The organism is Paenibacillus glycinis, from assembly GCF_009909185.1.
GTDB lineage: Bacteria > Bacillota > Bacilli > Paenibacillales > Paenibacillaceae > Paenibacillus_Z > Paenibacillus_Z glycinis.
Genome location: NZ_JAAAMV010000021.1, coordinates 36,178 through 62,763 on the forward strand (window position 1 = coordinate 36,178; position 26,586 = coordinate 62,763).

At 60.9% G+C, this 26,586-nt stretch carries 14 protein-coding genes; 1 reads left to right on the forward strand and 13 read right to left on the reverse strand.

Annotated features, from left to right (window positions below):
* Positions 1–211 precede the first annotated feature (211 nt).
* The 12 genes from GT019_RS21805 to GT019_RS21860 all read right to left on the reverse strand — a co-directional run bounded on the left by GT019_RS21805 (position 212) and on the right by GT019_RS21860 (position 24,064).
* The gene (locus tag GT019_RS21805) at positions 212–1,534 is read right to left on the reverse strand and encodes a glycosyltransferase family 2 protein (RefSeq protein WP_161745380.1); all 1,323 of its coding nucleotides are present in this window, start codon (positions 1,532–1,534) and stop codon (positions 212–214) included.
* A 44-nt stretch (positions 1,535–1,578) separates the two neighbouring features.
* The gene (locus GT019_RS32050) at positions 1,579–2,760 is read right to left on the reverse strand and encodes a GT-D fold domain-containing protein (protein WP_235948929.1); all 1,182 of its coding nucleotides are present in this window, start codon (positions 2,758–2,760) and stop codon (positions 1,579–1,581) included.
* Positions 2,757–3,479 (reverse strand): sugar phosphate nucleotidyltransferase, encoded by a 723-nt coding sequence (locus GT019_RS21815; protein WP_161745382.1) that lies wholly within the window; start codon positions 3,477–3,479, stop codon positions 2,757–2,759. The genes GT019_RS32050 and GT019_RS21815 overlap by 4 nt, the downstream gene beginning before the upstream one ends.
* 19 nt (positions 3,480–3,498) lie before the next feature.
* Positions 3,499–4,248, reverse strand: coding sequence for a glycosyltransferase family 2 protein (locus tag GT019_RS21820; protein ID WP_161745384.1), 750 nt, complete (start codon positions 4,246–4,248; stop codon positions 3,499–3,501).
* A complete protein-coding gene (locus tag GT019_RS21825; protein WP_161745386.1) occupies positions 4,245–5,288 on the reverse strand; it encodes a glycosyltransferase family 2 protein in 1,044 nt (347 codons plus the stop codon). The genes GT019_RS21820 and GT019_RS21825 overlap by 4 nt, the downstream gene beginning before the upstream one ends.
* Before the next feature lie 73 nt (positions 5,289–5,361).
* Positions 5,362–6,639, reverse strand: a complete 1,278-nt coding sequence (locus tag GT019_RS32520; RefSeq protein WP_328804018.1) for a glycosyltransferase family 2 protein — start codon at positions 6,637–6,639, stop codon at positions 5,362–5,364.
* Positions 6,640–7,031: 392 nt separating this feature from the next.
* Positions 7,032–8,282 (reverse strand): hypothetical protein, encoded by a 1,251-nt coding sequence (locus GT019_RS21835; RefSeq protein ID WP_161745388.1) that lies wholly within the window; start codon positions 8,280–8,282, stop codon positions 7,032–7,034.
* 133 nt (positions 8,283–8,415) lie between these two features.
* Positions 8,416–14,097, reverse strand: coding sequence for a WIAG-tail domain (locus tag GT019_RS21840; protein WP_161745390.1), 5,682 nt, complete (start codon positions 14,095–14,097; stop codon positions 8,416–8,418).
* A 216-nt stretch (positions 14,098–14,313) separates the two neighbouring features.
* A complete protein-coding gene (locus GT019_RS21845; protein ID WP_161745393.1) occupies positions 14,314–20,445 on the reverse strand; it encodes a hypothetical protein in 6,132 nt (2,043 codons plus the stop codon).
* Positions 20,446–21,219: 774 nt separating this feature from the next.
* Positions 21,220–22,146, reverse strand: coding sequence for a copper amine oxidase N-terminal domain-containing protein (locus tag GT019_RS21850; RefSeq protein ID WP_161745394.1), 927 nt, complete (start codon positions 22,144–22,146; stop codon positions 21,220–21,222).
* Between the two features lie 368 nt (positions 22,147–22,514).
* Positions 22,515–23,666, reverse strand: coding sequence for a glycosyltransferase family 4 protein (locus tag GT019_RS21855; RefSeq protein WP_161745396.1), 1,152 nt, complete (start codon positions 23,664–23,666; stop codon positions 22,515–22,517).
* 107 nt (positions 23,667–23,773) lie between these two features.
* A complete protein-coding gene (locus tag GT019_RS21860; protein ID WP_161745398.1) occupies positions 23,774–24,064 on the reverse strand; it encodes a hypothetical protein in 291 nt (96 codons plus the stop codon).
* A gap of 149 nt (positions 24,065–24,213) precedes the next feature.
* Here GT019_RS21860 and asd point away from each other — a divergent pair, with 149 nt between their 5' ends.
* Positions 24,214–25,002, forward strand: a complete 789-nt coding sequence (gene asd / locus GT019_RS21865; protein ID WP_161745400.1) for an archaetidylserine decarboxylase — start codon at positions 24,214–24,216, stop codon at positions 25,000–25,002.
* Positions 25,003–25,064: 62 nt separating this feature from the next.
* Here asd and pdxR read toward each other — a convergent pair whose 3' ends face one another.
* The gene (gene pdxR, locus GT019_RS21870) at positions 25,065–26,561 is read right to left on the reverse strand and encodes a MocR-like pyridoxine biosynthesis transcription factor PdxR (RefSeq protein WP_161745402.1); all 1,497 of its coding nucleotides are present in this window, start codon (positions 26,559–26,561) and stop codon (positions 25,065–25,067) included.
* Between the last annotated feature and the right edge of the window lie 25 nt (positions 26,562–26,586).

The window sequence follows — 26,586 nt, forward strand, 5'->3', positions numbered from 1 at the left end:
GGCGCGGAACCCGCGCGACCGGCAAAGCAAAAAGCGTCGACCGCGCCGACGCCGGATTTGCCCAACTGCACGGACAGGCGTAGAACGACCACGCCGATGCTTGCTTCGCGACCCGAACCGGCGCCTAACCCGCGCTGCCGACAAAGCAATAGCGTCGACCGCGCCGACGCTGCAGTTGCTCCGCGACCCGAATCGGCGCGCGCCCGCTCCGCTACAAATGCTCCGCAACCCGGACCGGCGCGATGATCGGCAGTCCTTCGGCAAGCCCGCCGCGCTGTTCGGGCGATAACGCGACGCCCGGGCGCAGCTGCAGGCCCCAAGCCTCCGCCGTTTTCGCGGTCGGCACGATACGGCGCGTTCCGTTCTCGGCCATATAGAGAGCGCCGCCCTCTTCCCAGAGCGGGGGCTGACTCGACCAGGCCGCTTCCACGGCTTCCGCCGCGACGGGTTCGCCCGCCGGCCAGCGGCGAATGTCGATCTGCGACAGACGGATGACGGGCTGCCGCATGTCGCCGACGACCGTCCTGCGGACGCCGCCCTCGATCCAGTACCGCGTCTCCGTCGCGCCGCGCACGACGACACCCTGGGGGAAGAACGACGCCTCGCCCTGCGGCGACAAGCCCACGACCGTTTGCCGGACCGCATGGATCAGCTCGTGCGGGTTGCCCCATTTGTCCGTGTAGACATGCTCGTTGCGATCATTCACTTCCTGGAACTTCTCGCCGAGCGCCTTCATGCTGACGCTGCCGAAATGATGGATGAACGTATCGCCTGCCAGCACAAGGGCGTAGCCCTGCAGCCGCACGCGGATATTGTAATCGTCATCCTCGAAATTGCCGATCTCGAAGCCTTCGTCCAAGTACCCCGTCCGTTCCCACAACTCGCGCCGGAACAGCAGGCAGAAGCCCGTCAGCCGGTCGGTCCGCCGCCACTTGGCCGGATCGCCGATATTGAACCGCCGCGCGAAGGGCGCGATTCCTTTCTCTTCCGTGTAAGGGACCTCGATCCGCTGCTCGCCGCTGATATAGTTGGTGACGGGACCGACCATGCCGATGCCGGGGTCGCTGTTCAGGCAAGCGAGCATATTGTCCAGCCAGCGCTCGGTGACGATGGTATCGTTGTTGAGCAGCAGCAGCGTGCTGCCCTTGGCCATCATCATGCCGACGTTGACCGCGCCGGCGAAGCCGCGGTTGCGCTCCAGCACGCGGAAGCGCACGATGCCGCCGACGGAACGCAGGTACTCGGCCGTGCCGTCCGTGGACGCATTGTCCACGACGACGATCTCATAGGCGGAAGTCGTATAGTCGCGGATGCTCGCGATGCACTTCTTTAAGTATTCGACCTGATTGTAGCTCGGAATGATGATGCTGGTGCCTTCGAATTGCGTGCCGAAGCTTTCTCTTCCCGACCGCACGCCCTCCTGGTAGCCGGATGCCATGCCGGCCTCGAAGCGGCCGCCGGACTTCGTCCGCCGGCGGGAACGGGAACGCGGCACCGTCTTGCGTTTGCGCCGCGATTGCGTTAGCTTTCTCATGGGATGCTTCTCCTTCCGAATTGCCGGCGCGAAGGCGGGCGGGATTAGAGCGCGTATTTGCCTCTGACGATGCCGTCCGCCATATGGCCGAAGTCGAGGGCGGTCCTGCCGAGCTCGCCGGCGATCCGGGTGCAAATCATGACCGCGGCGATGCCCGCGGATACGAGCGCCAGATTGAAATCGATGCCGCGGACCTCCTGCATGACCCGTTCGATGTCGTCTACCCCTCTGACGGGACTGATCGTGCCGGTTACCGCGAAACCCCGCGCCGAGAGCAGATGCCCGAGCGCGGGCGCCAGGTTGCCGATCACGAGCAGCTGCTTGCCCGTCAGCAGCCGGCCGAGCAATCCCGCCTGGTGAAGGTCGTAATTGACCGCCGAATGGGTCATCCGCAAGTCCCCCGGCGCGATCCCATGCCCGCGGAGAACCGGATGAAGCAGCGGCTGAAAATGCTTCCGCCGCGACAAGGGCACGCCGACGATGTGCGCCTCGCGGACCGCCTGCGCCAGCTGGTCCCTCGCCCTCAAGTCCGGCGGATTCACGCCGGCGTAAGGCAGAAAAGCGCCTTCCCGCTGAATCGTCGCCGGATCGTACACGACCTCTTGCGCGAGCGTCAGCAATTCGCCGTCTCCCAGCCGCACGACCGCGCACGGCCGCCGTTCGTGGACCGCCGCCTCCATTTCCATGAACACCTCGTGCACGTCCATGAGCGGATGGCAATGCGGCCGGACCTGTTCGGCGCCCAGCGCGATGATCTCGCGCAGGCTGATCTCGGGCAGCAGCTGATGAATCGGCATCGCCTGCTCCAGCAGCAGCTCGCCGCCCTCGTAGCGGCCTAGCTCATAGCCCGCCGTGTAGGCATTCTCGTTGTAATTCTCCCGCGGCGGCCCGTCGGCGGCCAGCGGATGCTGCGGCTCCTGCGGAAGGGATTGCCTGTCGGACGGTTTTACGGCCGGCCTGAGCTTCCCTTTCCGGCCGCGCCGCTTCCGGAGGGCGCCTTTCCGCGTTTTTGATCGTTTCTTGCCTTCGGCGGCTCTCGGCGCGGATACCCCGGGTACGGTCCCGCCGCCGCCGCCGCCGATTCCGCGCTTGCGCCCCGATTTTGCCGCGGTTCTGTCCGCGGCGCCTGTCGTTTTGCCGCCCACGCCGCGGCCGGTCGGGCCTGCCCCGGCAGGAGCCGCGTAGATCGCCGCGGTTCTGGCGACCGCTCCCCGGTCTCCGCTCATGGCAGATCCCCCATCAGCTTCCGGGTCGCTTCCAGCAGCGAACGGAACGTTCCGGCGTCCGCCCACCAGCCGCTCAGATGCCGGTATTCCAGCTTCCCTTTCGCCGCGTACGCGTTATTCACGTCCGTGATCTCCAGCTCTCCGCGCTGCGACGGCGACTGCGCCGCGATAATGTCGAACACGGTGCCGTCGTACATGTAAATGCCCGTCACGCAGCTGTCCGTCAGCGGCGCGGCCGGCTTCTCGTCGATATGGACGATGCGGCCTTCGCCGTCGAATACCGGGACGCCGTAACGCTCCGGATCCGGCACCTGCTTGAGCAGCACCATGGCGCCCGCCGGCTGCGAACGGAACGCATCCAGATGCGGCTTCAACGATTCCTCGAACAAATTGTCCCCCAGCAGCACGACGAACTTCCCGTCCTCCCCGACGAACGGGCGCGCCAGCTCCAGCGCCTGCGCGATGCCTCCCGCTTCTTCCTGAACCCGGTAGGTGAGCGACACCCCGTAGTCTCTGCCACTGCCGAGAAACGACGCGAAGTCCCCAAGCGCTTTCCTGTCCGTGACGAGCAAGATATCCGAGATTCCCGCGGCCTGCAGGCTGCCCAAGCCGTAGCAAATCATCGGCAGCTTGCCTACCGGCAGCAGGTGCTTGTTCAGCAGCTTCGTCAGGGGCCGAAGCCGCGTACCCGTCCCGCCGGCCAAGATAACAGCTTTCAAATGAACGACCTCCCAACGGTTACATGAAATTCGCAGGATCGACCTGCCATTTTGCCATGAAGAGCCCTCTGTTGCGTTCGACGAGCTGCTGCAGCTCCGCGGCGTTGCCGCGTTTGAAGCTGGCGCTGCCTTCGTGGTGGACGAATACGTCCCTGCACATCAGCAGGCCGAACCCGTGCATCCGGGCACGGAAGCAGTAATCGTCGTCCTCGTAATGACCGGGCGAGAAACGTTCGTCGAGCTCGCCGATCCGTTCGTATAACGTACGCCGGAACAGCATGCAGAAGCCGACCAGCCGCAGGATCGGTTCATATCCGCCCGCTTCGCGGACGACGGCGTCCGCGGCCGCGCGATGAAAATCGATCCGCGAGCCGAATGGATAATCGACCTGCTGCCTGCCGCTCGCATAGTTCGTGACCGGTCCGACGATCCCGACGTCCGCGTGATTGTCGAGCGCCTGCCGCAAGCCCTGCAGCCAGCCGAAGGACACCGTGACGTCATTGTTCAGCAGCACGAAGTATTCCCCGTTCGCGGCGCGCATGCCTTTGTTGCACGCTTTGGGAAAACCGGCGTTGCGGGCCAGCGATACGCAGGCGATGCCCTCTCCGGCGCACCAGTTCGGCGTGCCGTCGGACGATCCGTTGTCGACGGCGATGATTTCGTAAGGCGTCTGCACCGGATCCGTGTACAACCGGATGGAGGCGACCGCGGACTGAAGCAGCGCCAGGCCGTTGAACGTCGGAATGATGATGCTCGTCAGGCCGTTCATGTCCCGCCTCCTTCCGCCGCGAATCTGCGCCGTACCTGGTCAGGCAAAGCCAGCCGCGCCCCGTTCTCGCGCATGGCGGCTCGCAGCGCCTCGATATGGTCGCCCGCCGAGAGCCTCGCCCCCGTCGTTGCCGTTGCCGTTCCGCCGGCGTTCCCGTTCAAGGCTCCTCCTTTTCGCGCGGCATGCATCGGCAGGCACCGGATGCGAAGCTGCAGCCCGATCGCCGCCCGCTGCGCCATCGCCGGCACGGCAAGCTGGGCCAAGCCGACGCGTTCCATGCCTTGCCGCGTCCACGCATGCGGGAGCACCGCGACGGAGTTGGCATGCAGCTCCGGCCGCCCGAGCGACCAGTTCATGAACGCCCGGATCCGCGCCGCGTCGTCCCAGCCCCGGAACGCGCCGAGCTGTCCGCCCACGTCCGCCAACGCCAAATCGCTGCCCGCCTGAACCTCCTCCAGCAGCCCGGCCAACCGCTCTGCCGGCACCGGCGTCTCCCCGTCCGCGAACAGAATCAGCTCCGCGTCCGTCATCCTGGCCCCGACCGTCCGTCCCACGTCCGCACCAAGCCGCTCCCGCGTATGGACGATCGTGATCTCCGGCAAGGAACGCAACCGCGTGAAAGCTTCCTCGCCCCCGTCCTCCAGCACCACGACGATCTCCTGCAGCGGCAGGCGAAGCAGCTGCTGCACCGCCTCGAGCCGCGTGCGGGAGCCCGCGAGGACGACGGCCGCCGCGGATTTCGTCAACGCGACGGGCAGCCATGCGCCCTTCGGCAGATGCAGCCCCGCCGCGAATCCGTCCGCGTACGCCCGGCCGCGCAGCTGCGCATGCTCGCCGCGCCGCGTTCGCGCGCCCCGCAGGCAGCGCCGCGTCCAGTGCTCGTTCATGCGCAGCTTGGCATCCGGGCCGGCAGGAGCGGGGCCGCTTCGAAGAAGCGCCGAGGCATCGGCGAAGCCTGCCGCGTACTCGAACTGCAGCGAACCCCCGTATCCGCTTCGGCCCGGCCTTCTCGCGGACGCGGCATTTCTCCTTATGGACATTCGGCTCCCGCCTCCGCGGCTGCGTTTGCTGCCCGCTTTGCCGGGGCGGCCACTTCTCGACGCTTGCATGTCATCACCTCGCAAATTCGCGTTTTCGCTCCGTGTCGCCATAGCCGCCGCGATCGTCGGTTTGCCGGGCCAGCCAGTCGATCGCTTCCAGATGATCGCCGACGATGAGCCGCTCCAGCGGATTCGTGCGCTCTCTCTGCTTGCGAAGCAGATTCAGCTTGCCGACGTTGATATGTTTGACCGCCTTCACCGCGAAGCCGAGCCGGACGGCCTTGGCATGGGCAAGCGGCGGAACGGCGAGCGCGTCCGCGCCGATCGCCTCCAGCGCCCGGCGGCTGACGGCATGCGGCACCGCCGTCATGGACGTGCCCTGCAGGTCCGGTCTTCCGAGCAGCGCGTTGAGCGCGTATTTGGCCAACACGACGCTGTGCACGACCGCTTTGTTCGTCGGACCCGAATAATCGTTCAACGCCACGTCCGCCTCGCCCCGCAGGACGGACTGCACGAACGGCTTCAGCTGCGCGGCCGCGATGATCATATCCCCGTCAATGAACAGGAGCGCGCCGCCTCGCGCCGCTTTCGCCCCTACCGCTCGGCCGACGTCGTGGCCGAGCGGTTCCGCGAATGCGAGAACGCGCACGCCCTTCCTTCGCGCGATATCCGCCGACCCGTCCGTCGAGCCGTTCGCGACGACGATCACTTCCGTATTCGGATGGACGCGCCGTGCCTCATCGATGACTCGCCCGATCGTCCGGCGTTCGTTCATGACCGGGATGATGACGGAAACGAGCGGCTCTCCGGCTGCCGCAGGCTGCGGCTGCGGCGCGCGCTGCGGGAATGCGGCGGCTGCCGGCGCTATCGGCGCCATGGGCGGCTTGGCTATCGGCGCCTCGGCCGCCGCCGGCAGCTTGCGGCGGATCGCCGGACCGAGCGCCTGCCGGGACGTTCCGCGGGCACCCGCGGCGCCTCCGGCCCGCTGCCTCCGCTTCCGCTGCGTCTGCTTCTGCCTTCCTGCGTAGACACGCTTGATCGCGGCCGTTCTCGCCGCCTTGGCCGATGCCGGTGACGCGGCCCGGGTTGCGCGGGCCGGCGCTTCGGATGCGGCGGGCGCCGATTTCGCCGCCGATTTGGAAACGCGGGCTCGCGGAGCGGGCTGCTGCTTGCCGCTCGCCCGGTCCGGGGATTTTCCCGAATCCGGCGACGGCCATGCCGGATCCTTCGCCGCCTCAGGCGCCGGCGCGGGCAATGCGCCGGACGGCTTCGCCGCGAAAGGCGCCTCCTTGCGGAACAGCAGGACGCCGTTCTTGCGCGAGGCCGTTTTGGTGCCGATTGGCTGCTGCATCCCTTTCACCTGCCCTAAATCTTCTTGTTACCAGTTAGTGTATGGACGATTGAAAGTAAGAGGAACGGCTGATGTACGTCAAGGCGCTCGCCTTGCCTGATGTTTCCCCAGGGATCGACGACGCAATCTAGCGACCGGAAAATGCGGTTCGAAGAAGGAAGCGTTGCAGGATGATAGAGAACCGCGCAGCCCGGCAAACGCCGCTTTCCTGAAGCGAACCTTCCTCGCGGCTTGTTCGGCGGAACGGTTCGCGAAACGGAGCATGATCGGCGGCCGCCCCGCGCTTGCCCGCTCCCGGATACGCGCGATACGTCGGCCGCCGGAGCCGATATAGCAAAATTCGCCCTGCCGCGGGCGGCAGGGCGATTCACGATAGGCGAAGCTAATTTAAATTAATTTAACTTAAGGCTGTACGGGCTCTCGCCGTTGCCCTCCTCGTCGTCATGCGTGAAATAAAACGCGTCGCCTTCCCTTCGATCGAATTCGAACCCGTCCCCGTTGTAATCGAAATCCATGGCGTATCGGCTTGCTTCCTCGATCCGCTTCCGTTCGTCCGCCGGCAGCAGCTGCTTGTACAACAGCACGGCCGTCTTCGTCTTCAAGTTCACGAGCGCCAGCATCTGATCCAGGTAGAGACGAACGACCAGCGCGTCATCGGCGGCGTACACGACCGTGATGGCATCCTCCGTATCCAGCATCTTCCGCACGTCCGCCGCCTGCTTGACGGAGCCGTCCGGCTTTGCCAACAGCACGCGTCCGCCGTCGACAAGCGCGATTCCGCCCGCATAACGGAATACGCTGTCCGTGCGCCGGACGCCGTAATACTCGGCCTTGCTCTGAAGCGTCAGCTTGCCCTGGTGCAGGATCAGCTTATAGACGTTCGTCCCCAGGCTCGGCTCTCCGTATGTATCCGTTACCGTGACGGCGATGGTCTGCGCGTCCAGGCGCTCCGTTACCGCATAGCCCGCCCCATTGAGCTTCACGTTCGTCGTGCCCGCCGCTTCCGGACGTTCTCCCGGCCGCGCCGTATAAAGTTGACGCGTCCGGCCATCCAGCCAAATCAATGCCGGCGCATCGTCGTTGCCGTACTCCGTCAGGTAGCGCTCGGCGTAAGCGACGACGAGCAGCCGGCGCGCCGCGTCGTACCGCGCGTCCGCATGAAGCAGGGAGGCGATCTCGCGAATCGCCAGATAAGCGGTCTTCTGCCGCACGATCAGTCCCGCGCCGTCCAATCGGACGGATCGGCCGTTCACGGTCGCCTGCCTGGCGTCGCGGCGATATTCGGCCAACGCGCCCGGATAAGCAAGCGTGACCAGCGCGCCGTCGTTGGACGATATCAGGCTGGCGTCGCGAAACAACGTTCGGAGATCCGGAACCGAGACGTATAAGCGGCCGTTCGATGAAATGACCGGCGTTTGCAGCTCGACCTTCCATTCTTGGCTGCCGTCCTTGCGCATCAAGCCGATCGGCTGATTCGTCTTTCGGGCCGCAAAGCCCTCGTGAGCCGGTGCCCGGGCAGCGGCATGCACGCCAACCGGCAGGACGGTCCCGGCGATCCCTAGGATGAACACCGCGGCAGTTATGAGTCGGAATATGGCGCTGGAGAGCGGATTACGGACATTTGCGACGAACTTCTTGGACATCTGCGTTCAACTCCTTTTTTATGCTAGACGCAAGAATCGGGCAGATGGTTACAAAAATTCCCAACACAAAAAAACCTCCCCTGCCGCGTGCGCCGCGAGAGGGGAGGCTCGGTATTCGTTTTGCGCGTTGCCGTTATCGCTGACCGATCGCGATCCAGTTCACGAGACCGATCGGCTCGGGGCTGATGCGCGTGCGAACGACGGTCAACTGCACGGCTGCCGCCGTCTTCTGTTTGATGACCGCATAGCAGGAAGGCTGGTCAGTCGTGGCCACGAACACGTAGGCGTTGTTCGCGAACGGTTCTTCGAAACCGATCGTGATGTCGAGCTGCTCTCCCTGCCCATGAAAGTTATACGGCGCGAGTCCGAATTGCTGCAGGGCCGCCGTATCCTTCTTCACGGTCGAGACCGGCGTGAAGCTCAGCTTATCCTCGCCAACGCTTCCGTCCGTCAGGCAGGCTCCGTTCACGAGCGGGCTTTGCCGGGAAGCCAGCAGCACGCTTGGCGCGAAATGAAGTTCCGTCACGCTGCCCAGGGCCAGTTTGCTGCCCGTTACCGCGCCGTCCGCCAGCTTGGCGGTTTCCACCGCGCCGTTTGCCAGCTTGCCGGCTTCCACCGCGCGATCCGCCAGCTTGCTCGCTTGCACTGCACCTTCTGCCAGCTTGCCGGTTTCCACGGCTCCGTCCGCCAATTTGGCGGTTTCCACGGCTCCATCTGCCAGCTTGCTCGCTTGCACCGCACCTTCCGCCAGCTTGCCGGTTTGTACCGCGCCTTCTGCCAATTTGCCGGTTTCTACGGCTCCATCTGCCAGCTTGCTCGCTTGCACCGCGCCGTCTGCCAGTTTGCCGCTTTCCACCGCGCCATCCGCCAGCTTGCTGGATTGTACCGCGCCGTATGCCAGTTTGCTTGTTTGCACCGCACCGTCCGCCAGTTTGTTGAACTGCACGGCTCCATCCGCCAGCTTGACGGTTTCCACCGCGCTGTCCGCCAGCTTGCTGGCTTGCACCGTTCCGTCCGCCAATTTGCTGGTTTGCACCGCGCCGTCCGCCAGTTTGTTGAACTGTACGGCTCCATCCGCCAGCTTGACGGTTTCCACCGCGCCGTCCGCCAATTTGCTGGCTTGCACCGCTCCGTCCACCAGCTTGCCGGTTTCCACCGCGCCGTCCGCCAGTTTACTGGCTATTACCGCGCCGTCGACCAGCTTGACGGTTTCCACCGCGCCGTTCGCCAGCTTGCCGGCTTCCACCGCGCCGTCCGCCAATTTGCTGGCTTGCACCGCGCCGTCCGCCAGCTTGCCGGCTTGCACCGCGCCGTCCGCCAGTTTGCCGACCTGCACCGCGCCGTCCGCCAGCTTGCTGGCTTGCACCGCACCCTCGGCCAGCTTGCTGGCTTGCACCGCGCCGTCCGCCAATTTGCCGACCTGCACCGCGCCGTCCGCCAATTTACTCGTTTGCACGGCTCCGTCCGCCAATTTGCCGACCTGTACGGCGCCTTCCGCCAGTTTGCTGGTTTGCACGGCGCCTTCCGCCAGCTTGCCGGTTTCCACCGCGCCATCCGCCAGCTTGTTGGCCTGCACCGCGCCGTCCGCCAATTTGCCGACCTGCACCGCGCCTTCTGCCAGTTTGCTGGTTTGCACCGCGCCGTCCTCCAAGGAGGCTGCCGTCACGCTGCCGTCTTGGATGACGATCTCCGCTTCTTTCAGCACGCCCGCGGCGAGCTTATCCGCGGTGATCGAGCCGTCCGCGATCGCGGCTCCGACGACCGCGCCGGCAGCGAGTTTGTCGGACGTGACGGCACCGTTGCACAGCGCCGCGCTTTCCACGGAGCCCGGAATCAGATGCGCCGTCGTAATGGAACGCGCGGCAATCTTGCCCATCGTCACGGCTCCATGCTGCAACTGCCCTTCGCCGACCGCGCCGCCGGCCAGCTTGGCGGCCGTGACCGCGCCGTCGCCGATCGCCGTCGTGCCGACCGTTCCGGCGACGATCGACTTGCCGCTGATGGCACCGGGCGCCAGATGCTGCGCGCCGATGGCCTGCAAGGCGATTTTATTCGCGGTAACGGCACCGTCCTGCAGATGGCTCTCCCCGACCGCGCCGACCGCCAGCTTCGCGCTTGCCACCGCTCCGTCCCCGAGCGCCGCCGTCCCGACCGCGCCGTTTGCCAGCTTCGCGCTGACGATCGCGCCGTCGCTAAGCGCCGCCGCGCCGACCGCGCCGTTCGCCAGCTTTCCGCTAACGACCGAACCGTCGCCCAGCGCCAGCGTGCCGACCGCGCCGATGGCCAGCTTCGCGCCGACGATCGAGCCGTCTTTGATCGCATCCGCGCCGACCGCGCCCTTAGCGAGCTTCGCGCCAATGATCGATCCGTCGGCCAATGCCGCCGTTCCTACCGCGCCATTGGCCAGCTTCGCGCTTACGACCGCGCCGTCCGCGAGCGCTCCCGCCCCGACCGCGCCGCTTGCCAGCTTCGCGCTTACGACCGCGCCGTCGCCGAGCGCTTCCGTGCCGACCGCGCCTTTCGCCAGCTTCGCGCTTACGACCGCGCCATCGCCGATCGCTTCCGTGCCGGCTGCTCCTTTCGCCAGCTTCGCGCTTACGACCGCGCCGTCGCCGAGCGCTTCCGTGCCGACCGCGCCCTGCGCCAGCTTCGTGCTGCCGATCGCGCCCTCCGCTATCGCTTCGCTGCCGACGGCACCCGTGATGATATGAGCCCCCGCAATGGAACGCGCGGCGATTTTACTGAGCGTCACCGCGCCGGAATGCAGATGCTTCTCGCCGATGGAGCCGGCTGCCAACGCATCCGCGCCGACCGCGCCGGCTTGAAGCTGCGCGCTGCCGACGGATCCCTCCGACAGCAGCTCCGCGCCGACGGTTCCGGGTTTGAGTTTGCTGCCGTGGATGATGCCGTCCGGCGCTTTCTCGAAGGTGTAGAATTCCGCGGCCAGGTGCGCCTGCGAAATCGAGCCTTTGCGGATGTGATAGCCCTGGATGGACTCGGCTTTCAAATGTTTCCCCGCGATCGTCTCCAGATGGATGTGCTCGCCGCTTACGGACAGCTGCGCCAGCTTCGCGCCCGTCACCGTCTCGTCGCCGAGCTGCTCCGTGCCGACCGATTCCGCGGCCAGATGCAGCTGCAGGACGCTGTCGATCTTCAGATGCGTGCTGCCGACCGAGCCGTCCGCCAGATGGTTGGCGTCGATCGACGCCGCCGCGACATGCTGCCCTTGCACCGCCGACGGTTCGAGGGAACGCGAGCCTACCGATTCGTTCTGCAGATGATAGCTCGCGATGCTGCCTTCCGCAATCTTTTCCCCGGTAACGGAAGCCTTGCCCAGATGGATGTCCTTGATGCTCTCTCCGGACAAATGCGCCCCGAAGATCGACTGTTCCGCCAGATGCCGGCTGCCGATCGATTCATTCGCCAAGTGGGCGCCGTTCACCGTGCCCGCGGCGATTTTATCTCCGGTTACGGCTCCTTGCCCGATCGCGCCGCCGACGACCGATCCGCTCGCCAGATGCCGCTCGTTCACGAGGCCTTCCGCCAAATGGCGGCCTTCGACCGCGCGCGGGGCCAAATGATTCGCGCCCACCGCGCCGTCCGCGAGCTGACCGCCCGTTACGGCGCCGCCTGCCAGTTTATCCGTCGTGACGCTGGCATCGGCCAGCTTCTCCGTCGTCACCGACCAGTCCGTCAGTTTATCCGTCGAGACGCTCTCCGGAGAGAGCTTGAGCGAATTCACCACGTGATCCGCCAGGTGATGCGAGTAGACCGCCCCTGCGGCTAGATGCCGCTCCGTCACCGCCCCGCTCGCCAGCTTCACGGACTTGACCGCGCCATCTTGGAGCGCGCTCGTTTCGATGGCCGCTTTGCGGATATGAACGGCATCGATCAACCCCGGCTGCAGATGCTCCATCGATACGGATTCCGGCGAGATCGCTTCCTCCGTCACCGCTCCCACCGAAAGGTGAAAGGCGCGGATTGCTTCCGGCGCGATTTTATCGAAGGTGATCGATTCATCGGACAGATGCTTCGTCTGCACCGACTGCTCCGCCAGCTTGGCGCTGTTCACGCTGCCTTCCGCCAGCTTCTGCTCGGTCACCGATTCGTCCTGCAGCTGCGCCTGCCCGACCGACGCGCTGCTGATATGCGCTTCGCGGACGGCATTGGCGGCGATTTTCCCTTCGGTCACGATGCCTGAGCTTAAGTGCTTCTCCTGCACGCTGCCGACGATCAGCTGCTTGGAGCCGACCGAATTCTCGTTCAGATGCCGCTCCTCGATGCTGTCGACCAGCAGCTTGTCGCCGCTGATGCTGAGACGGCTCAAGTGTTTGCCGTGTACCGCGTCGTCCGAAAGCTTGCTCGACGTAATGCTTTTGTCGGCGATTTTGGATGAGGTCACCGCCTGATCGACGAGCTTGATGGTCGAGATCGACAGATCGGCGATCTTCGACGTGGAGACCGACTGGTCATGCAGGTGATCCGTGCCGACTTCGCCGGCTTCGATATGCTGTGCCTTGACTGCGCCGTCTTTCAGCTCTCTGGATCCGACCGCTTCCGGCGCGATGGCTTCCGACGTGACGGCCTCGGGCCTCAGCTCCTTAGCGCCTATGGCGCCTTTGGCCAGATGGCTTGACGCGATTTCGCCCGGCGCGAGATGCTTTCCCAGGAGCACCCCCGGCGCGACATGCTCAGCTAGGAGCAGTCCCGGCTGCAAATGCTCGGACTCGATGGAGTTCATGCTGATTTTCTCGCCTGTTATCGCGCCGTCGCGGATCTTGGAACGGGTTACCGAGCCTTCCGCGAGCTTGGAGGTGCTGATCGCTTCATTGGCGATGCTTTCCGTGCGAACGGCCGCGCTCCTCAGCTTTGATGTCGTCACGGATTGATCGTCGAGCAGCTCCGTCGTAATGATCAGTTCCTTCAAATGCTTGGCTTCGATGGAGCCTTCCGCGAGCTTGTCGGCGCTGATCGTGCGATCTGCCAGCTTCTCCGACGTAACGCTGTTGTCGCGCAGCTTGTCGCCGGTGACGGAACGGTCGCGGATCTTGGCGCCGGAAATCGCGTTCTTGGCCAAATGCTCGCTCGTAATGGAGTCCGGCGCGATCTTGGATGCGCTCACCGCGTTTTCCGCGATATGAATGCTTTCGACGGCAAAATCCGCGATCGACTGCGACTTTACAGCTCCATGCCTGATTCGGCTGGAATCGACGGCGCCGAAGGCAAGCTTCTCGGTAGTCACCGCGTCGTCCGCGATGTCGTCGGTATGCACGAACGGCAGCGCCGTGTTCGGCAGGCGTCGTTCTTCCACGAAAGCTTCCGGCGAAATGGCCGGTGCTTCCGCTTCCACTTCCGCTGCTTCCTGCGCCAGCGGCTCAAGCGAAAGGCTAGCTTGCGGTTCCGGCGCGATATCCTTCGTTTCTGCTAGGGTTATCGCTTGCGGTAATGACTCGGGTATCTCCGTCGTCTCCGGCAATGCCGCGGCTTTCGCCGCAAAAATCGGCGGCTGCGGCTGCTCGATGATTGCTGCCTCGCTTCTAACGTCAGAGGTCGGAACAGCGGCGATCGCTTCCTGAGCGAACGAATCTGCTTCCGGCTGCCGGATCGGCGCCGAATCGGCTGTTATGTTAATCGGGGTTTCCAGCACCTGCGAAGCCGCGTTCACCTGAACGGTGCGTTTCTCGCCGCTCTTGTCAGCTACCGGTTTTTTCATCTTCAATTCCTCGAGCCACTTCAACTCCGAGGTATTCGGATTATCCACGTAAAATAACGGCTTTCGCCCTTTCGGGCTCTTTCCCTTGCTGCTCTTCGCCATAGCCCTCTCCTTCTTCCACCTGAATAGTCATAGGTAGCATATGCATTCACCCATGGGCAGGTCACTTGGCGCAGGGTCAATTTATCGCAAAAAAACGGCTCCGCTCGGGAAGAACGCCGAAAAGCAAGGCTTTTCGGCGCTCTCCAGGCAATGGAGCCGTTCGTTGGAAATCGAAAAATGGCATGTTCGGCACGATTTGACGTCCATGCCCGTGCCTTAATCGCGCCGGTGGACGCCGACCGTTTGCTGGACGTTGCCGGAGATGACGACCGTGACCGTCGCGGTTTTGACGGTGCCGTTGCTGTACGTCGCCTTGAACCCGAACGTCAGCGGACCGTCCGGCAGCTTCTCGAACGTCTCCTCCCACATTTCGCCGCTCCAGCTGGTCCGCGACGCGTCCGTCGGCGTTAAGGTCGCCGTCTTGCCGTTCATCGTCGCCGTGACCTCGACGGCATCGGTCGTCGTGACCGTATCCGTCGTCGCCGCGCGCAGCAGGAACCTCTCCCCTGCCCAGAAGACGTTGTAGCCGCGCGGCTGCTCGGGATCTCCGCTGGATTTGAGGTTGCTCTCGATTCGACGCTCGTTCCATAGATCCGTGTGCTTCACTTGTCCGTTCACCGCAAGCGGAAGCACGATGACGTTCTTCGTCGTCGCGACCGGCGGCGCTTTGCCGTCGGATACCGTCAGCCGCACGCTGTACGCGCCGACCCTGGTTCCTTTGAAGCTCGGACCGGACGGAGCATACGGCGAATTCAGCGTATAAGTGAACGCCGTCTCGACGCCGTTCGGATCCTTCACGACATACTGCACGCTTAACGGATCCTTATCCGGGTCGTCGATCGTCTGCGCGATTTTCACTATATCGCCTTCATAGACCGGTTTCGGCGACCAATCAAAGTCCGCAGTCGGCGGCCGGTTCGTCTCGATGTAGAAATAATGCGGATCGCTGTAATCGCTCCAATCGTAGCCGTCGAAGACGCGGACGACAACATACATGTTCACGTGCTCGGGAAGATCCGCGCCGGGCACCCAATCTACGGCGCCAGACGTTTTTATGCCCGAATCATGCAGCAGCACGCCGCCGTACTTATAGATTTTCATCTGGAACTGCGTCTGGTTATCGCCGTCCGCATCCCAATAGTTCCAGTTAAAGTCCGGCCGCAGCACGATCGTCTTCGTCGGGTTCGCTTGGTCCGTGCTCTCCGGTACCGTAATCGCCGCGGTCGGCTTCTGATTCAAGATATTGACCTGCAGGCCGAACTCCGCGGTCGCGCCGTCGGAGTCCGAGACGACTTGCCGTACGTCGAACGTCCCTACGCTGCTGAAGCTCTTCGTCCAATTCGTCCGGGAGTCGCTCGCGAACGTCTCCGTCCCGCCGGCCGTCTCGTTCGAGATGTAATATTCATGCGGCAGCTTCGTGCGATCGCCGTCCTCGATGTCATGGGCCGTCGAATCGAACGTGACCGGCACGCCGCGGAACGTGTTTACGCGATTCGACGTGAATCCGGGAACCGGCGGATTGTTCGGCGGCGCCAGATCCGTCACCGGCAGCATCGTCACGTACCAATCCGACCACGCGCCGTACTCGTCCTTGACCGCCAAGCCGATCTCGTACGTGCCGACTTCCTGCGGGGCGGTGAGCTTCGCTTCCTTGTACGCGCCGCTTGGCGTCACGTAATAAAATCTCTTCTGCAGGATCCCTTTCGTCGCCTTGTAATCGATGCCCGTAGCTTCGGTCGAATAATCCGTGCCGCTGAAATACCGGTCCGGATCGTAGCTGTAGTCGGTCCACTGGAGCTTGTGGGCCGCGTCGCTGGCCAGCGCGAATTTCGCGATCGGCCGTCGGTGGACCGTTATCTTTTTCGTGAATGTATTGGAGTCTTTCCGGTACTCGTCGAACGTATTGTCCGGCGCGAGATAATCCGGATGGGGATCGTCCTTCGCCTTCAGCGAAACGACGTAGTCCCCGACCTTATCGAACTTCAGCTGCGCGTCATGAAACGTCTTCCCGTTCAACGCGGAGACGCCTTGGTTATGAATGAAGCGTGCCGTGTGCTGCACGGTCCAATCATAGACGCCGCCGGCGGGCGGATCGTTCTCCGGGTCGCTGAAAACGATGTTGTCATACTTCACCTCGGCCGTCGCGGACCCGGCGTCCCATATCGCATATTGATCCGACCATGCGTCGTTACTCGTCATCGGCTTATAGGCAAGTCCGCTGAACGTGACGAACGCCTTGTTCGAGAAGTAGCCGAAGCGTCCGGACGCATACGTGCCGTCATCCGCCTCGAAGATCGGCGTGTTGTCCAGGAACACCGCGAGATGGCTTCCGCTCGCCCGCAGCTTGACGGCATACGTCTTCTGGCTGAGCAGCGGATAGTCCTGCGTCGCAATGACCGTGCGCGCGCCGGCGACGTATTTGACCAGCTCGATCTTCTTCGCATCCGTCTCGAGCGCGTAACCGTTCTGCCGATCCTTCATCCGGAACGAATATCCGAGCCATTCGTTGTCGTAATCCGCGTCGTCCAGCTTGAAGTTGAATTTCGCTTCCGCGTCGGACAAGGAGAACGGCGAGTAGAATTGGCCGCTCGTGAACGGCTTCACGATCAGCGGATTGGTCGTCGGCGGACCGACGGAAACGGTCAAGCTCATGGTATTCGAGTACGTCCCCGAATCCGAGCTAGTAGTCGGCCGGCCTTGCGACAGCGAGACGTATACGCCATCCATGTAATAGGCGCCATAGATCGGCGACGGGGAATAGTTGCATCCGGTCAACACGCTGCCGGCCGTATTGCCTGCGGCATCGAATATTTTGCTGTGCCCATAGGTGGAGTACATGGTACCGCCCCCCGCATCGCAGGTCGCGCCATTAGTTCGATCCAAGCTGGTGCGATAACCGTCGGCCGTTTGGCTGAGTCTGCTTTTAGGCGCGAGATTCCCTGAGAAGTCGGTTGAAAATTGGGTATAGGCTCCGAAATCGCTGCCGCCGTAATGATACATGCCCATATCATCGCCATTCAGCGAATCCGCTTTGCGTTTGATCGCTCCGGTACCTGTATGCAGCACATATACGCGTTCATACATCAATGGAAGAACGTCCCCCGGCCGGGTATGGTCGTAATAGACCCTGGCGTACAGCTCATTCTTCGCGGGGTTGAAGTAGAATCCGCTCTTGATTTCCGGATACGCGTAAGCCGACATGAACGAATTTTGCGGCGTGGTGCTGATTTGCTGCCCTTGCACCGCAGCGTCATTTCGGATGGAATCCCCGATGTACTGCCGCCAGGCTAACGTGTAATCCGCATTGTATTTCGCGACGTTCAGGTCATAATAGCCCGAATTGTAGGTCTGGTTGTAATAAGCTTCATAACGATACGTGTTCCCGGCTGCGTCGGTCATGGAAGCAAGCGACGTATACTGCGGATTATCCATCGTTTTGATATTCGGATTCACCGGTGCCGGCGCGGTCCAGGTCGGCAATTCGATAAGCGCCATATCGCGGGTTAATTTGTAATGCCGTTCGTTCCCGTTCGAGACCGTGTTGCATAATATCACGCTGGTGCCTTGGACGCCGCAGAAATCCATGTTCCAAATATTCGTGTTCTGTTGGCCGAGATCGATCGTCGGATTGGCGAACGTGCTGGAAAGCTCCTGGCCTGTCCGGGCATCGAAGACGCCGATATCCGATAAGTTCTGACCGTTCCCGTATGACCAATACCGCTTGATGTAAAGATAGTGATCCGCGAGCTCGTAATCCGGCAAACTGGTTACGATGACCTGAATGTTCTTCTTCATCGTGCCTTCGTACAAAAAGTCGACGCTCCTTGGTCCGAAACTGGAATTAGTTACTACGTAAGCATTGGGATCGCCTTTCGTGTACGCCTGCGAAACGGAACCCCAGTCACCGATCACGTCTTTGACGGGCGAAAGCTTTTGCGGATCAAGCGCGATGAACTCGTCATCGTAATAATACGTCGTGTGTCCCGTCGTGGAATTGTAACTGCTGGTCGTATTATGGTAATCGTAAAACAAGAGCTTCTTCGTCGATCGTATTTTTGGCGGGTTATAGTACCAGGTCAGCAATCCGTCGCCTTTCTTATTCAAGACGTTGGCAACGACGTTGGATTGCAGCGTAGACCTCCAGGGGTTCAGTTCGTTGGACCCGAAGCCGTTGTTCGTCAACGGATACGCTTGGTACGATTCGAGCGTTCGGCTGAAGCGCATGACGTTGTAGGTATAGGCTTCATCATACTGCTGTCCGAAATTCCGTCCTTCCCCGCTGATCAAGCTGCCGGCGCTGGTCCGCCACAAATTCGTGTTGTTGTAGACGAGATTGTTCGTGCCCGGCACATAGATCGGCCAATTGATCATCTCCTCCGCCTGGATCCGCGTGTACGGGTCGAGATCCGGCTGCGGGTTGTTCCCTTCCAGATCGAATGACACTTCCGGCGCGTTGTTCACGACATTCAGCGTTAACGCGGACGGCGAATCGGAGTTCGTGTCATCCCATTGTCCGTATTCTTCCGTAACCTTTAGATAGAACAAATAGTTGCCGACTTTGGTCGGCGTGAACTGCAGCTTCGTCAGCGTGCCCGCTGCCGATTTCCATGCATCATCCGCAAACCCGTTGTTGTTGGCATCGTATTTGTACCGGTACTCCGCCGTTACGATCGCATCCGCATCCGGACTGGTCGACTTGTTCAGCAGATCGAGCAGCGTGCCGCGAACCGACAGCGGCGGAACGACCAGCTTCGCGACCGGCGGCAAGTCCGGCTTCACGATAATCGTGCACGTGGCCGGCGCAAGCGACTTTAGACCGTTTTCGTCATAAACGGATAACGACACCTGCACGGTAATATCCGTGGTTCCCGGATTCGGGTAGCTGGACTGTTTATTGGTCCATTCATCGCGGCTATGATCGATCTTCAGATACGAGATCGGGCTGTAGCTGCGCGCGCTGCCGATGGCCCCGGATGAAATCGGGTGATTCGCGATGACGGACGGCGGGCAGTCGATGACCGGCACCGGGTTCTTCGGCACGACCTCGATATAGGTACATGCGGTGGCCGTCGCCCCGAATTCGTCTCGCATCTGCCCGCAGATGTTTTGAAACCCGAGCGAGTCCATCGTTAAGTTATGCTGGCCATTCACATACTCAATACTCTTGGATGGAATCGACTGCACGAAGGCCGAACCGGCCGAATAGTCGAAGCCCATGAAATACAGGTCGTCGCCGTCCGGATCGTTCGGCGTCGGGACGGTGGGATCGTTAATGTAAATCAAATCCAATACCGTTCCTTCTACGACTTGATGCAGCGGAATTTTCGGCTGGCTCGGATTCACAAAACCAATCTGGAATGTCGGTGGATTATTGACGGTCGGCCCCGTTACCGTCAGCGGCTTTGGTCCGATCCAGTCCGACGTGCCGCAGCTCGTCACGATCTGCATGGAGACGCTATGAATGCCGACCCCGATTACCCACGGATAGTTTCCGAAGGTATACGTCGAATCCGTCGTCTGCCCGTTTACCGGGTCGCCGGTCCACGAGCCATTTCGTTCGATTTTGAAGTGATGGGAGATGTACGTACAGCCTTTCAGCTGAAAGTTTTTGGGATGCAGCGTAAAGGAAGCTTTATAGGGGAGGGTATCAGGCAGGATGTCGAAATCGCCTGTGAACGAGAGGGGTTTCTCGTAGAAAAAGGTTACATACGCCTTGCTGAGCGTTGATGTTAAGCTGACGGATTGACTAGTCTTGGTCGTGACGGTGTTGGAATACGCCACGTAGGATAAATTGCTTCCTTGGAAGTTCCCATAGGAACTATCGTAGCTGTAAGACGAGCTGTTCGGCAGCGCGGCGATGGGGATTGTCTGCTGCTTGGCCAGTGAATAGGTCCCCGTCGATCCTTCGCGTACCATATGGCGGATGTTGATTTCGCCCGCGGTTTCCGTTGGATCAACGTCGTAGTAATAATTCAGATAGACCGGGTTGGGGAACGAGGCGCTGGTGTAAGTACCAAGATCATACTCGCCCGCGGTGATCGCACCGCTGCTCGGAGGGACGCCCGACAAGGATTTTCGATAGCCGGAATACGTGTAGCCGGAGCCCGAATCCGGAATGCTGTGCGAGAACGAGTAAGACTGGTGTTCTTTCAAGGATTGTTCCCTGTCATGCAACCCGGCAATGCCGTCGAGGCTGTTGTTGTTCTTGTCTAAATGCTGGATAATGACCTTGCCGTCGGTCGTCTTTTCGTCGTAATACAAGTTGAGATAATAGATATCATATGTAGCGTCGTAGGTTACTGTCGGCGGACTCCCCGATACGATGCTGCCGCCCGATGGCTGGCTCACGGTGCTCTTTTTGTATCCTACGTAATCGTAGTCTTCACTTGTAGCTGGGATAATTGCCTTCGGACTGCCGCCCAGGTCCGTTGATTGTTCCGGAAATGAGCTATCGATATTCGTTCCTTTGGTTGTGTAATGATGTACTTCCAAGTAACCGTTAAGCTCAAAAGTGAAGAGAATTGGGAAGAAATAGCGGTAACCATGGACGTTTTCTGAACAGTTTTCGCAAACTTGATCACGATCGCGAATGTTATATGGGTCGATCGTTGTTAAATCACCAGTCAATGTTACTGTGAAGGAAACGCTATTTGTGCCTAATCCAGAAACTGAAGTGGTCTTTGGCAAAGACGGGTTGTTTCCCACCCATGCTACATATTTGTCCCATCTATCTCCTGAACGCGATTCAGTAAAGAAACCTGTATCTCTGGTTGATCCTGGAGTGAATTTTGAAACAGTAACATCCTTGACTGTCCTTCCAGGAAACGAAAAAGAATAAGGACTTATAATAGAAACGCCTGTTGCGTCTTTGGCATCAGGTTTCCAGTTTCCTCCGGTTGAATCAGACCATATGTCTTCGTACATAAAACCAACGGCGTAACGTTTATTGGAATTTAGAAAGCTACCGTCTGGATAATTACTTCTTTCACGTACAGGAGTAATACTTGGATTTATGCTATCCGCCGATACTTTTTGAAAAAAATCGGTCGGAAATAGTGCAGCTAAAAGGGTTATCAACCCAAAAAGAGCTACTATCTGTTTGACGCGTTTTTTCAAAAGCAGTTACCTCCATGGATTTTTAATAAATATTTGAGTGCTATTTCCATTTCCGAGATTTATTGTATTACAAAAATCGATATAATCGACTTTACTAAGATCACTCATTTTCCCGCCTAATTTTGAAGTATTGTTATAATAAATATGAATTCCCTTGGTCGGAATCTGACGCAAGTATGTTAAAGCTAAACTACCAATTGGACTTGAATTACGGGACAGAAAATAAAAATCGCCGTTCATAACAGCTGGAGTATTCTCAATTGTTTGCAAATAGACATTATTATCTTGATCATAAGCTAAATCCATCCTATAGAAAGTATTTACACCATCTCTAAAAGGGAAATCATTAATTTCTATTTCGGTTGCGTTAGTATATCTTCCATATCCACCATTTAGAAGATATTCAGGCGCTCCCTTAAAATAAGGTAAAAACGGCTTAATATCTCCAGGCTTCTTAAAATCATGTATTTTCGGTACATCCTGACTTCCAATCCAAACAAACTTATTGATAACATCCCATTTCACCGCGACTCCCAATCCCTCACTCACTACGCGGAGAGGTACCATAGTTCGCCCTGAAACCGCACGCACTGGCACCGATAACGTAATTGTCTTCCCGTTCACCGTCGCTGTAGAAGCTCCAATTGTTAGATTCAGAGTATTGGAACCCTTCACAATGTTGATCAACTTACCCGTCAGCGTCAACTTTCCGCCGAGCTTATCCGATACGAAACGAATCGGCACAAGTATTGTCCCATCCTCATTCACAGGCGCCACATCCGTAGTCAACTGTCGTGCATCAAATAACAGTTTAATGGGCATGTTCGACGATACGATTCGAGGTGTATCCGCAAAAGCCGAAGCTCCTCCAATCATGCTGCCTGCCAATACTGCCGCGGCCAAAACAGCCGTCATCATTCTATTCCTTTTCATGTCCAAAGTCCTCCCCGGATTTTATGCATCACGGCACATTTACCGCTAGTATCACAGCTTCTTCGGAAGCCCATATATATGACGCACTATCCTCCGGCGCCCCAAGCACCTCCACCGATTAACATATTCTACCACCTTTCGCTAGATTTCGACGATACCCGTTCCCTTAAAAAATCCCCAAAGTTTTCGCGGCTCCCCAGCCTGCGAGAACGAAAAAAAGCACCGGCCTGCAAGCTGAATAAACCAGCCTGCAAACAGGTGCTTCCTGCTGCATGTGAGAATGCGTACGTCTATAATGACTCCCTTATTGTACGCAGGACGACGACAAATTTCAACCTTATTTTTACATTTACGCCAGTAGCCCGCCCTTAAGGCTCCGATAACAGCTCCAGCCAACGTTCCGCCGAATGCCGCCACGTAAAATGCTGCTCGACGCGCCTGCGGCTCTGGCGCCCCATGTCCTGACGCAGCTGATCATTGCACAGCAGCTCCAGCAGACGCGAGCGCATCTCCGACACGACATGATCGGGGTTGACCAGGTAGCCGGTTACGCCGTCGTCGATGATTTCCTTCATCCCGCCCGAACGCGTGGCCACGACCGGCAGGCCGCAGGACATCGCCTCCACGTTCACGAGCCCGAACGCTTCGCGGCTGCCGGAAGGCACGACCGCCACGTCGGCGCCGAGAAACCAGCTCGGCACCTCCGAATACGGCACGTACGGCACGAACCGCACATGGTTCCGCATCGTCCGGCCGATCCGGTGCAGCTTGCGGACGTAAGGCGTTGTTCGTTTGGAGCCGTAGAAAGCGCCGCCGACGATCACGAGCAGCACGGACGGATGCGCGCGAATGAGCTGCGGCATCAGCTTCAGCAGATGATGCACGCCCTTGATCTCCTGGAGCCGGCCCATGAACAGCACGACGCTGCGGCCGAGCCACTTCCGCCTGGTACGGAGCTCTGCCCGCTGAGTCGCCCCGGCGGCCGAGAATTGGGACGGAAACCGCTCGATGTCCACGCCGGGGTAGACGACCCGCAGCTTATCCGCGCACTGGGGGACGCGGCCGGCCGCATCCTCCCGCAGAAATTCGCTGTTCACGATGATGCGGTCCGCGGATTGGAAACATTGGGACAGCGTCCTGGGTTGGATCGCCCGTTCCCGGATAAACGTATTGGAATGCAGGTTCAGCCAGACGCGTTTGTTCGGCAGCGCCTGCTTCAGCTTCAGCACGTAGCGCGGCCGGTTCTCGACCTGAAGCAGATCGGGACGAAGCTTGCCGATCGCGCGCTTCACGCACCGGATGTACGTCTGTTTATTGGCAGCCGGGAACCGTTCGATGACCGCCATGCCCAACTTTCCGCGCCTGCCGAGGGAACGGCTGATTCGACCGTAGATATGGGCCTCGATACGGGAAGCGAGGAGCGGCACGGTTTTTTCCACGACGCGTTCGACCGAGCTGCTGGTTGGGGATGGCAGAGGAAACGTACCCGGCGTCACGAAGGCGACTTTGGGTTTATCCATGGCGCGCAGACCGCCTCTCCTGTAACAAAATGTGCTGTTACAGTTTACGCGGGATTGGCAAGCCGGCAACCGCCATGCGCCTTGCTCCGGCAAATCGAAGCGCCTAACTATTTGTTCCTCGGCAGCAGCTGCGCCAGGAGCAGGCTCAGGCCGTACGGTCCGAGATAGCCGCCGCTGACCAGAAACAAGGGACTGAGCAGCACCTCGTGCACCTGCGTCATGAACACGGTATCGTCCAGCAGCGTCCTCAATACGGCATGGGCCGCCTCCGAGAAGAAGAGCAGGTAAGCCGCGGCCGCCAGCACGTCCAGCAGCCATTTCGCACCGCGGTAAGCGTGCCTCAACCAGGTCAGCAGCATGCCTCCGATGATGACGGCAGCCAGTATGAATCCAATCATTGAAATCACCTCACAACCAGCATTCGCAGTCATCGGCCGGCTTAAACCCGTGGGAATGTATTCTATTGATAATTAACCCGCGATATGTCAAACTAGTCGCAGACCATCCAGATGCTGGCCTTATCCAAGAGAGGACGTGAATTACCGGCATGACCAAATGGCTGCTCCGATCCATGACCGAGCTTAGCTCGCGGAAATGGATATCGCGCATGACCGGCCGATTTGCGCAATCGCCCGCCAGCCGGCCCTTTATACCGCGATTCGCCCGAATGTACGGCATTGCCGTGCAGGAAGCCGAGAAACAGCTGCACGAATACAGCACGCTCAACGAATTTTTCACCCGACGGCTGAAGCCCGGCTCCAGGCCAGTCGATTCCGCCCCGGATGCGCTCGTGAGCCCCGTCGACGCGCTCGTTACCGGCTGCGGCCCCATACGGCAGGGCACGATCCTGAACGTCAAGGGACAGGATTATTCGATCGAAGAACTGCTTAACCGCTCGCCGCGCTTGGAGAACTACAAGAACGGCTACTATATGGTCCTATACTTAAGCCCCACCGATTACCATCGCATACATACGCCGATCGCCGGCACGATCGTGGAACGCGAGCACGTCGCCGGCAAAGTATACCCCGTCAACGACTTCGGCCTCCGCCACATGCGCCGGGTGCTGAGCCGCAACGAGCGTCTCATCACGTACATGCGGCATGCGCACGCCGAGACCGCCATCGTCAAAGTCGGCGCCATGAACGTCAGCAGCATCAAATACGTGCTGCCGCTCCGCGACAAGATGGAGAAAGGCGACGATCTCGCCTATTTCGAATTCGGTTCCACCGTCGTGCTCTTGACGGAAGACGACAGCTTCGCCCCGCGCGCCGATCTGCGGACCGGCTTGAAGGTACGGATGGGCGAGAAGCTCGGCACGCTGAGCAATCCGTAACGACCCGATACATAACGACCGATACATACGCCAAAGCGGCAGGCTCCCGAGCCTGCCGCTTTTTAACGTTCCGCCATCATCTCCATGCAGGCCGCTTCGATCAGCGCCCCGCCGAGCGAGATCTGGGCTTCCCGTAAGTGAGCGAAGCCGAATAACGCCGTGCAGGGCGGCGCGGCATCGCCCTCCCACAACGAATCGCCCAACGACCAATTGACCCCGCGAGCCGAGCAGCGCGCCTGAAGCTCGGCATAACTTTCGGCGTCCCCCCGCCATTCGGCGTACATATGCAGCCCCGCGTCCGCCGGCACGAAGCGGAACCAGCGCGCGAGCCGCGCCTCCACTCCCTCCCGGAAAGCCAGCAGCCGGCGGCCGATGATCCGTTTCATCCGCCGGACATGCTTGGCATACGCGCCGCTTCCGATAAAATGGGCCAGCGCCCGCTGCTCCACGAGCGCCGACGGATGCGGCTCAAGCAGCGCTTTGGCCAACCGGAACGGCTCTAGCAGCGAATCCGGCAGGACGACGTAGCCGATGCGCAGATCCACGAACATCGTCTTCGAGAACGTGCCGATGTAGACGACCCGTTCCTCGCGGTCGAGCGCCTTGAGCGGCTCCGCCGGCCGACCGCCCCAGCGCAGCTCGCTGTCGTAATCGTCCTCGACGATGACGGCGCCCTGCCGCGATGCCCAGGCCAGCAGCTCCGCCCGGCGCCGCGCGGAGAGCACCGCCCCGGTCGGATATTGCCGGGTCGGCGTGACGAGCAGCAGACGCGCGCGCCAATCCTGCGGGACGATGCCGTGATCGTCGACGGCAGCGGTGACAAGGGTACCGCCCTGGGCCGTCACGGCGCGGCGGATGCCGGAATAGGCCGGATTTTCCACGACGACCGGCATGCCGGGCTGCACGAGCAGCATCGTCAGCAGGGCGATCGCCTGCATGGAGCCGTTCGTGATGCAGATATTGGCGGCGCCGGCGCGTATGCCGCGCTCGCGCCGCAGATCCCGCGCGATCGCCTCGCGGAGGGGCAGATACCCTTCGACGGGCGCCGTCACCGCCGGGAACGCCGCCATCATGTCCCGGATCTCCGCGTGCATCGCGGATTTCCACGCCTCCGCCGGAAACAGCTCGGCGTCCGTCTCGCGCAGCCGGAAGCTCACCTGCTCCTCCCCGGCGCCGAAGGGCAGCCAAGGGTGGCTTTCCACGAAGCCGAACCGCGCTTTCGACGCGACGAGGCGCTCGCCCCAAGACGATAAAGCGAGCGGCGCTCCAGCGTTTCCGCCCTCGCTGTCCCCCGGCGACGAGACGGCCGCCGCCACGAAGGTCCCGCTGCCGAGCTCGGCACGGGCGAAGCCTTCCGCGATCAACATGTCGTACGCGGCGTTCACGGAACCGCGCGACAGGCCGTACAGCTCAGCGAGCTTCCGGCTCGAGGGCAATTTGGTCCCGCCGCGAAGCGTCCCGTTCACGATCCCTTCCCGCAGCGCTTGGAACATCGCTTCCGTCTTGCGCCCCAGCTCCCCGTAATGCCGTTCGTAAGCAATGCGAAAATCCAAATCCATCGCGCCGATCCTCCCGAAAGTTCGC

Bases quoted from the DNA above. Each gene is read 5' to 3' on its own strand.
- GT019_RS21805 (WP_161745380.1), bottom strand. From the start codon at position 1,534: ATGAGAAAGCTAACGCAATCGCGGCGCAAACGCAAGACGGTGCCGCGT.
- GT019_RS32050 (WP_235948929.1), bottom strand. From the start codon at position 2,760: ATGAGCGGAGACCGGGGAGCGGTCGCCAGAACCGCGGCGATCTACGCG.
- GT019_RS21820 (WP_161745384.1), bottom strand. From the start codon at position 4,248: ATGAACGGCCTGACGAGCATCATCATTCCGACGTTCAACGGCCTGGCG.
- GT019_RS21825 (WP_161745386.1), bottom strand. From the start codon at position 5,288: ATGTCCATAAGGAGAAATGCCGCGTCCGCGAGAAGGCCGGGCCGAAGC.
- GT019_RS32520 (WP_328804018.1), bottom strand. From the start codon at position 6,639: ATGCAGCAGCCAATCGGCACCAAAACGGCCTCGCGCAAGAACGGCGTC.
- GT019_RS21835 (WP_161745388.1), bottom strand. From the start codon at position 8,282: ATGTCCAAGAAGTTCGTCGCAAATGTCCGTAATCCGCTCTCCAGCGCC.
- GT019_RS21840 (WP_161745390.1), bottom strand. From the start codon at position 14,097: ATGGCGAAGAGCAGCAAGGGAAAGAGCCCGAAAGGGCGAAAGCCGTTA.
- GT019_RS21850 (WP_161745394.1), bottom strand. From the start codon at position 22,146: ATGAAAAGGAATAGAATGATGACGGCTGTTTTGGCCGCGGCAGTATTG.
- GT019_RS21855 (WP_161745396.1), bottom strand. From the start codon at position 23,666: ATGGATAAACCCAAAGTCGCCTTCGTGACGCCGGGTACGTTTCCTCTG.
- GT019_RS21860 (WP_161745398.1), bottom strand. From the start codon at position 24,064: ATGATTGGATTCATACTGGCTGCCGTCATCATCGGAGGCATGCTGCTG.
- asd (WP_161745400.1), top strand. From the start codon at position 24,214: ATGACCAAATGGCTGCTCCGATCCATGACCGAGCTTAGCTCGCGGAAA.
- pdxR (WP_161745402.1), bottom strand. From the start codon at position 26,561: ATGGATTTGGATTTTCGCATTGCTTACGAACGGCATTACGGGGAGCTG.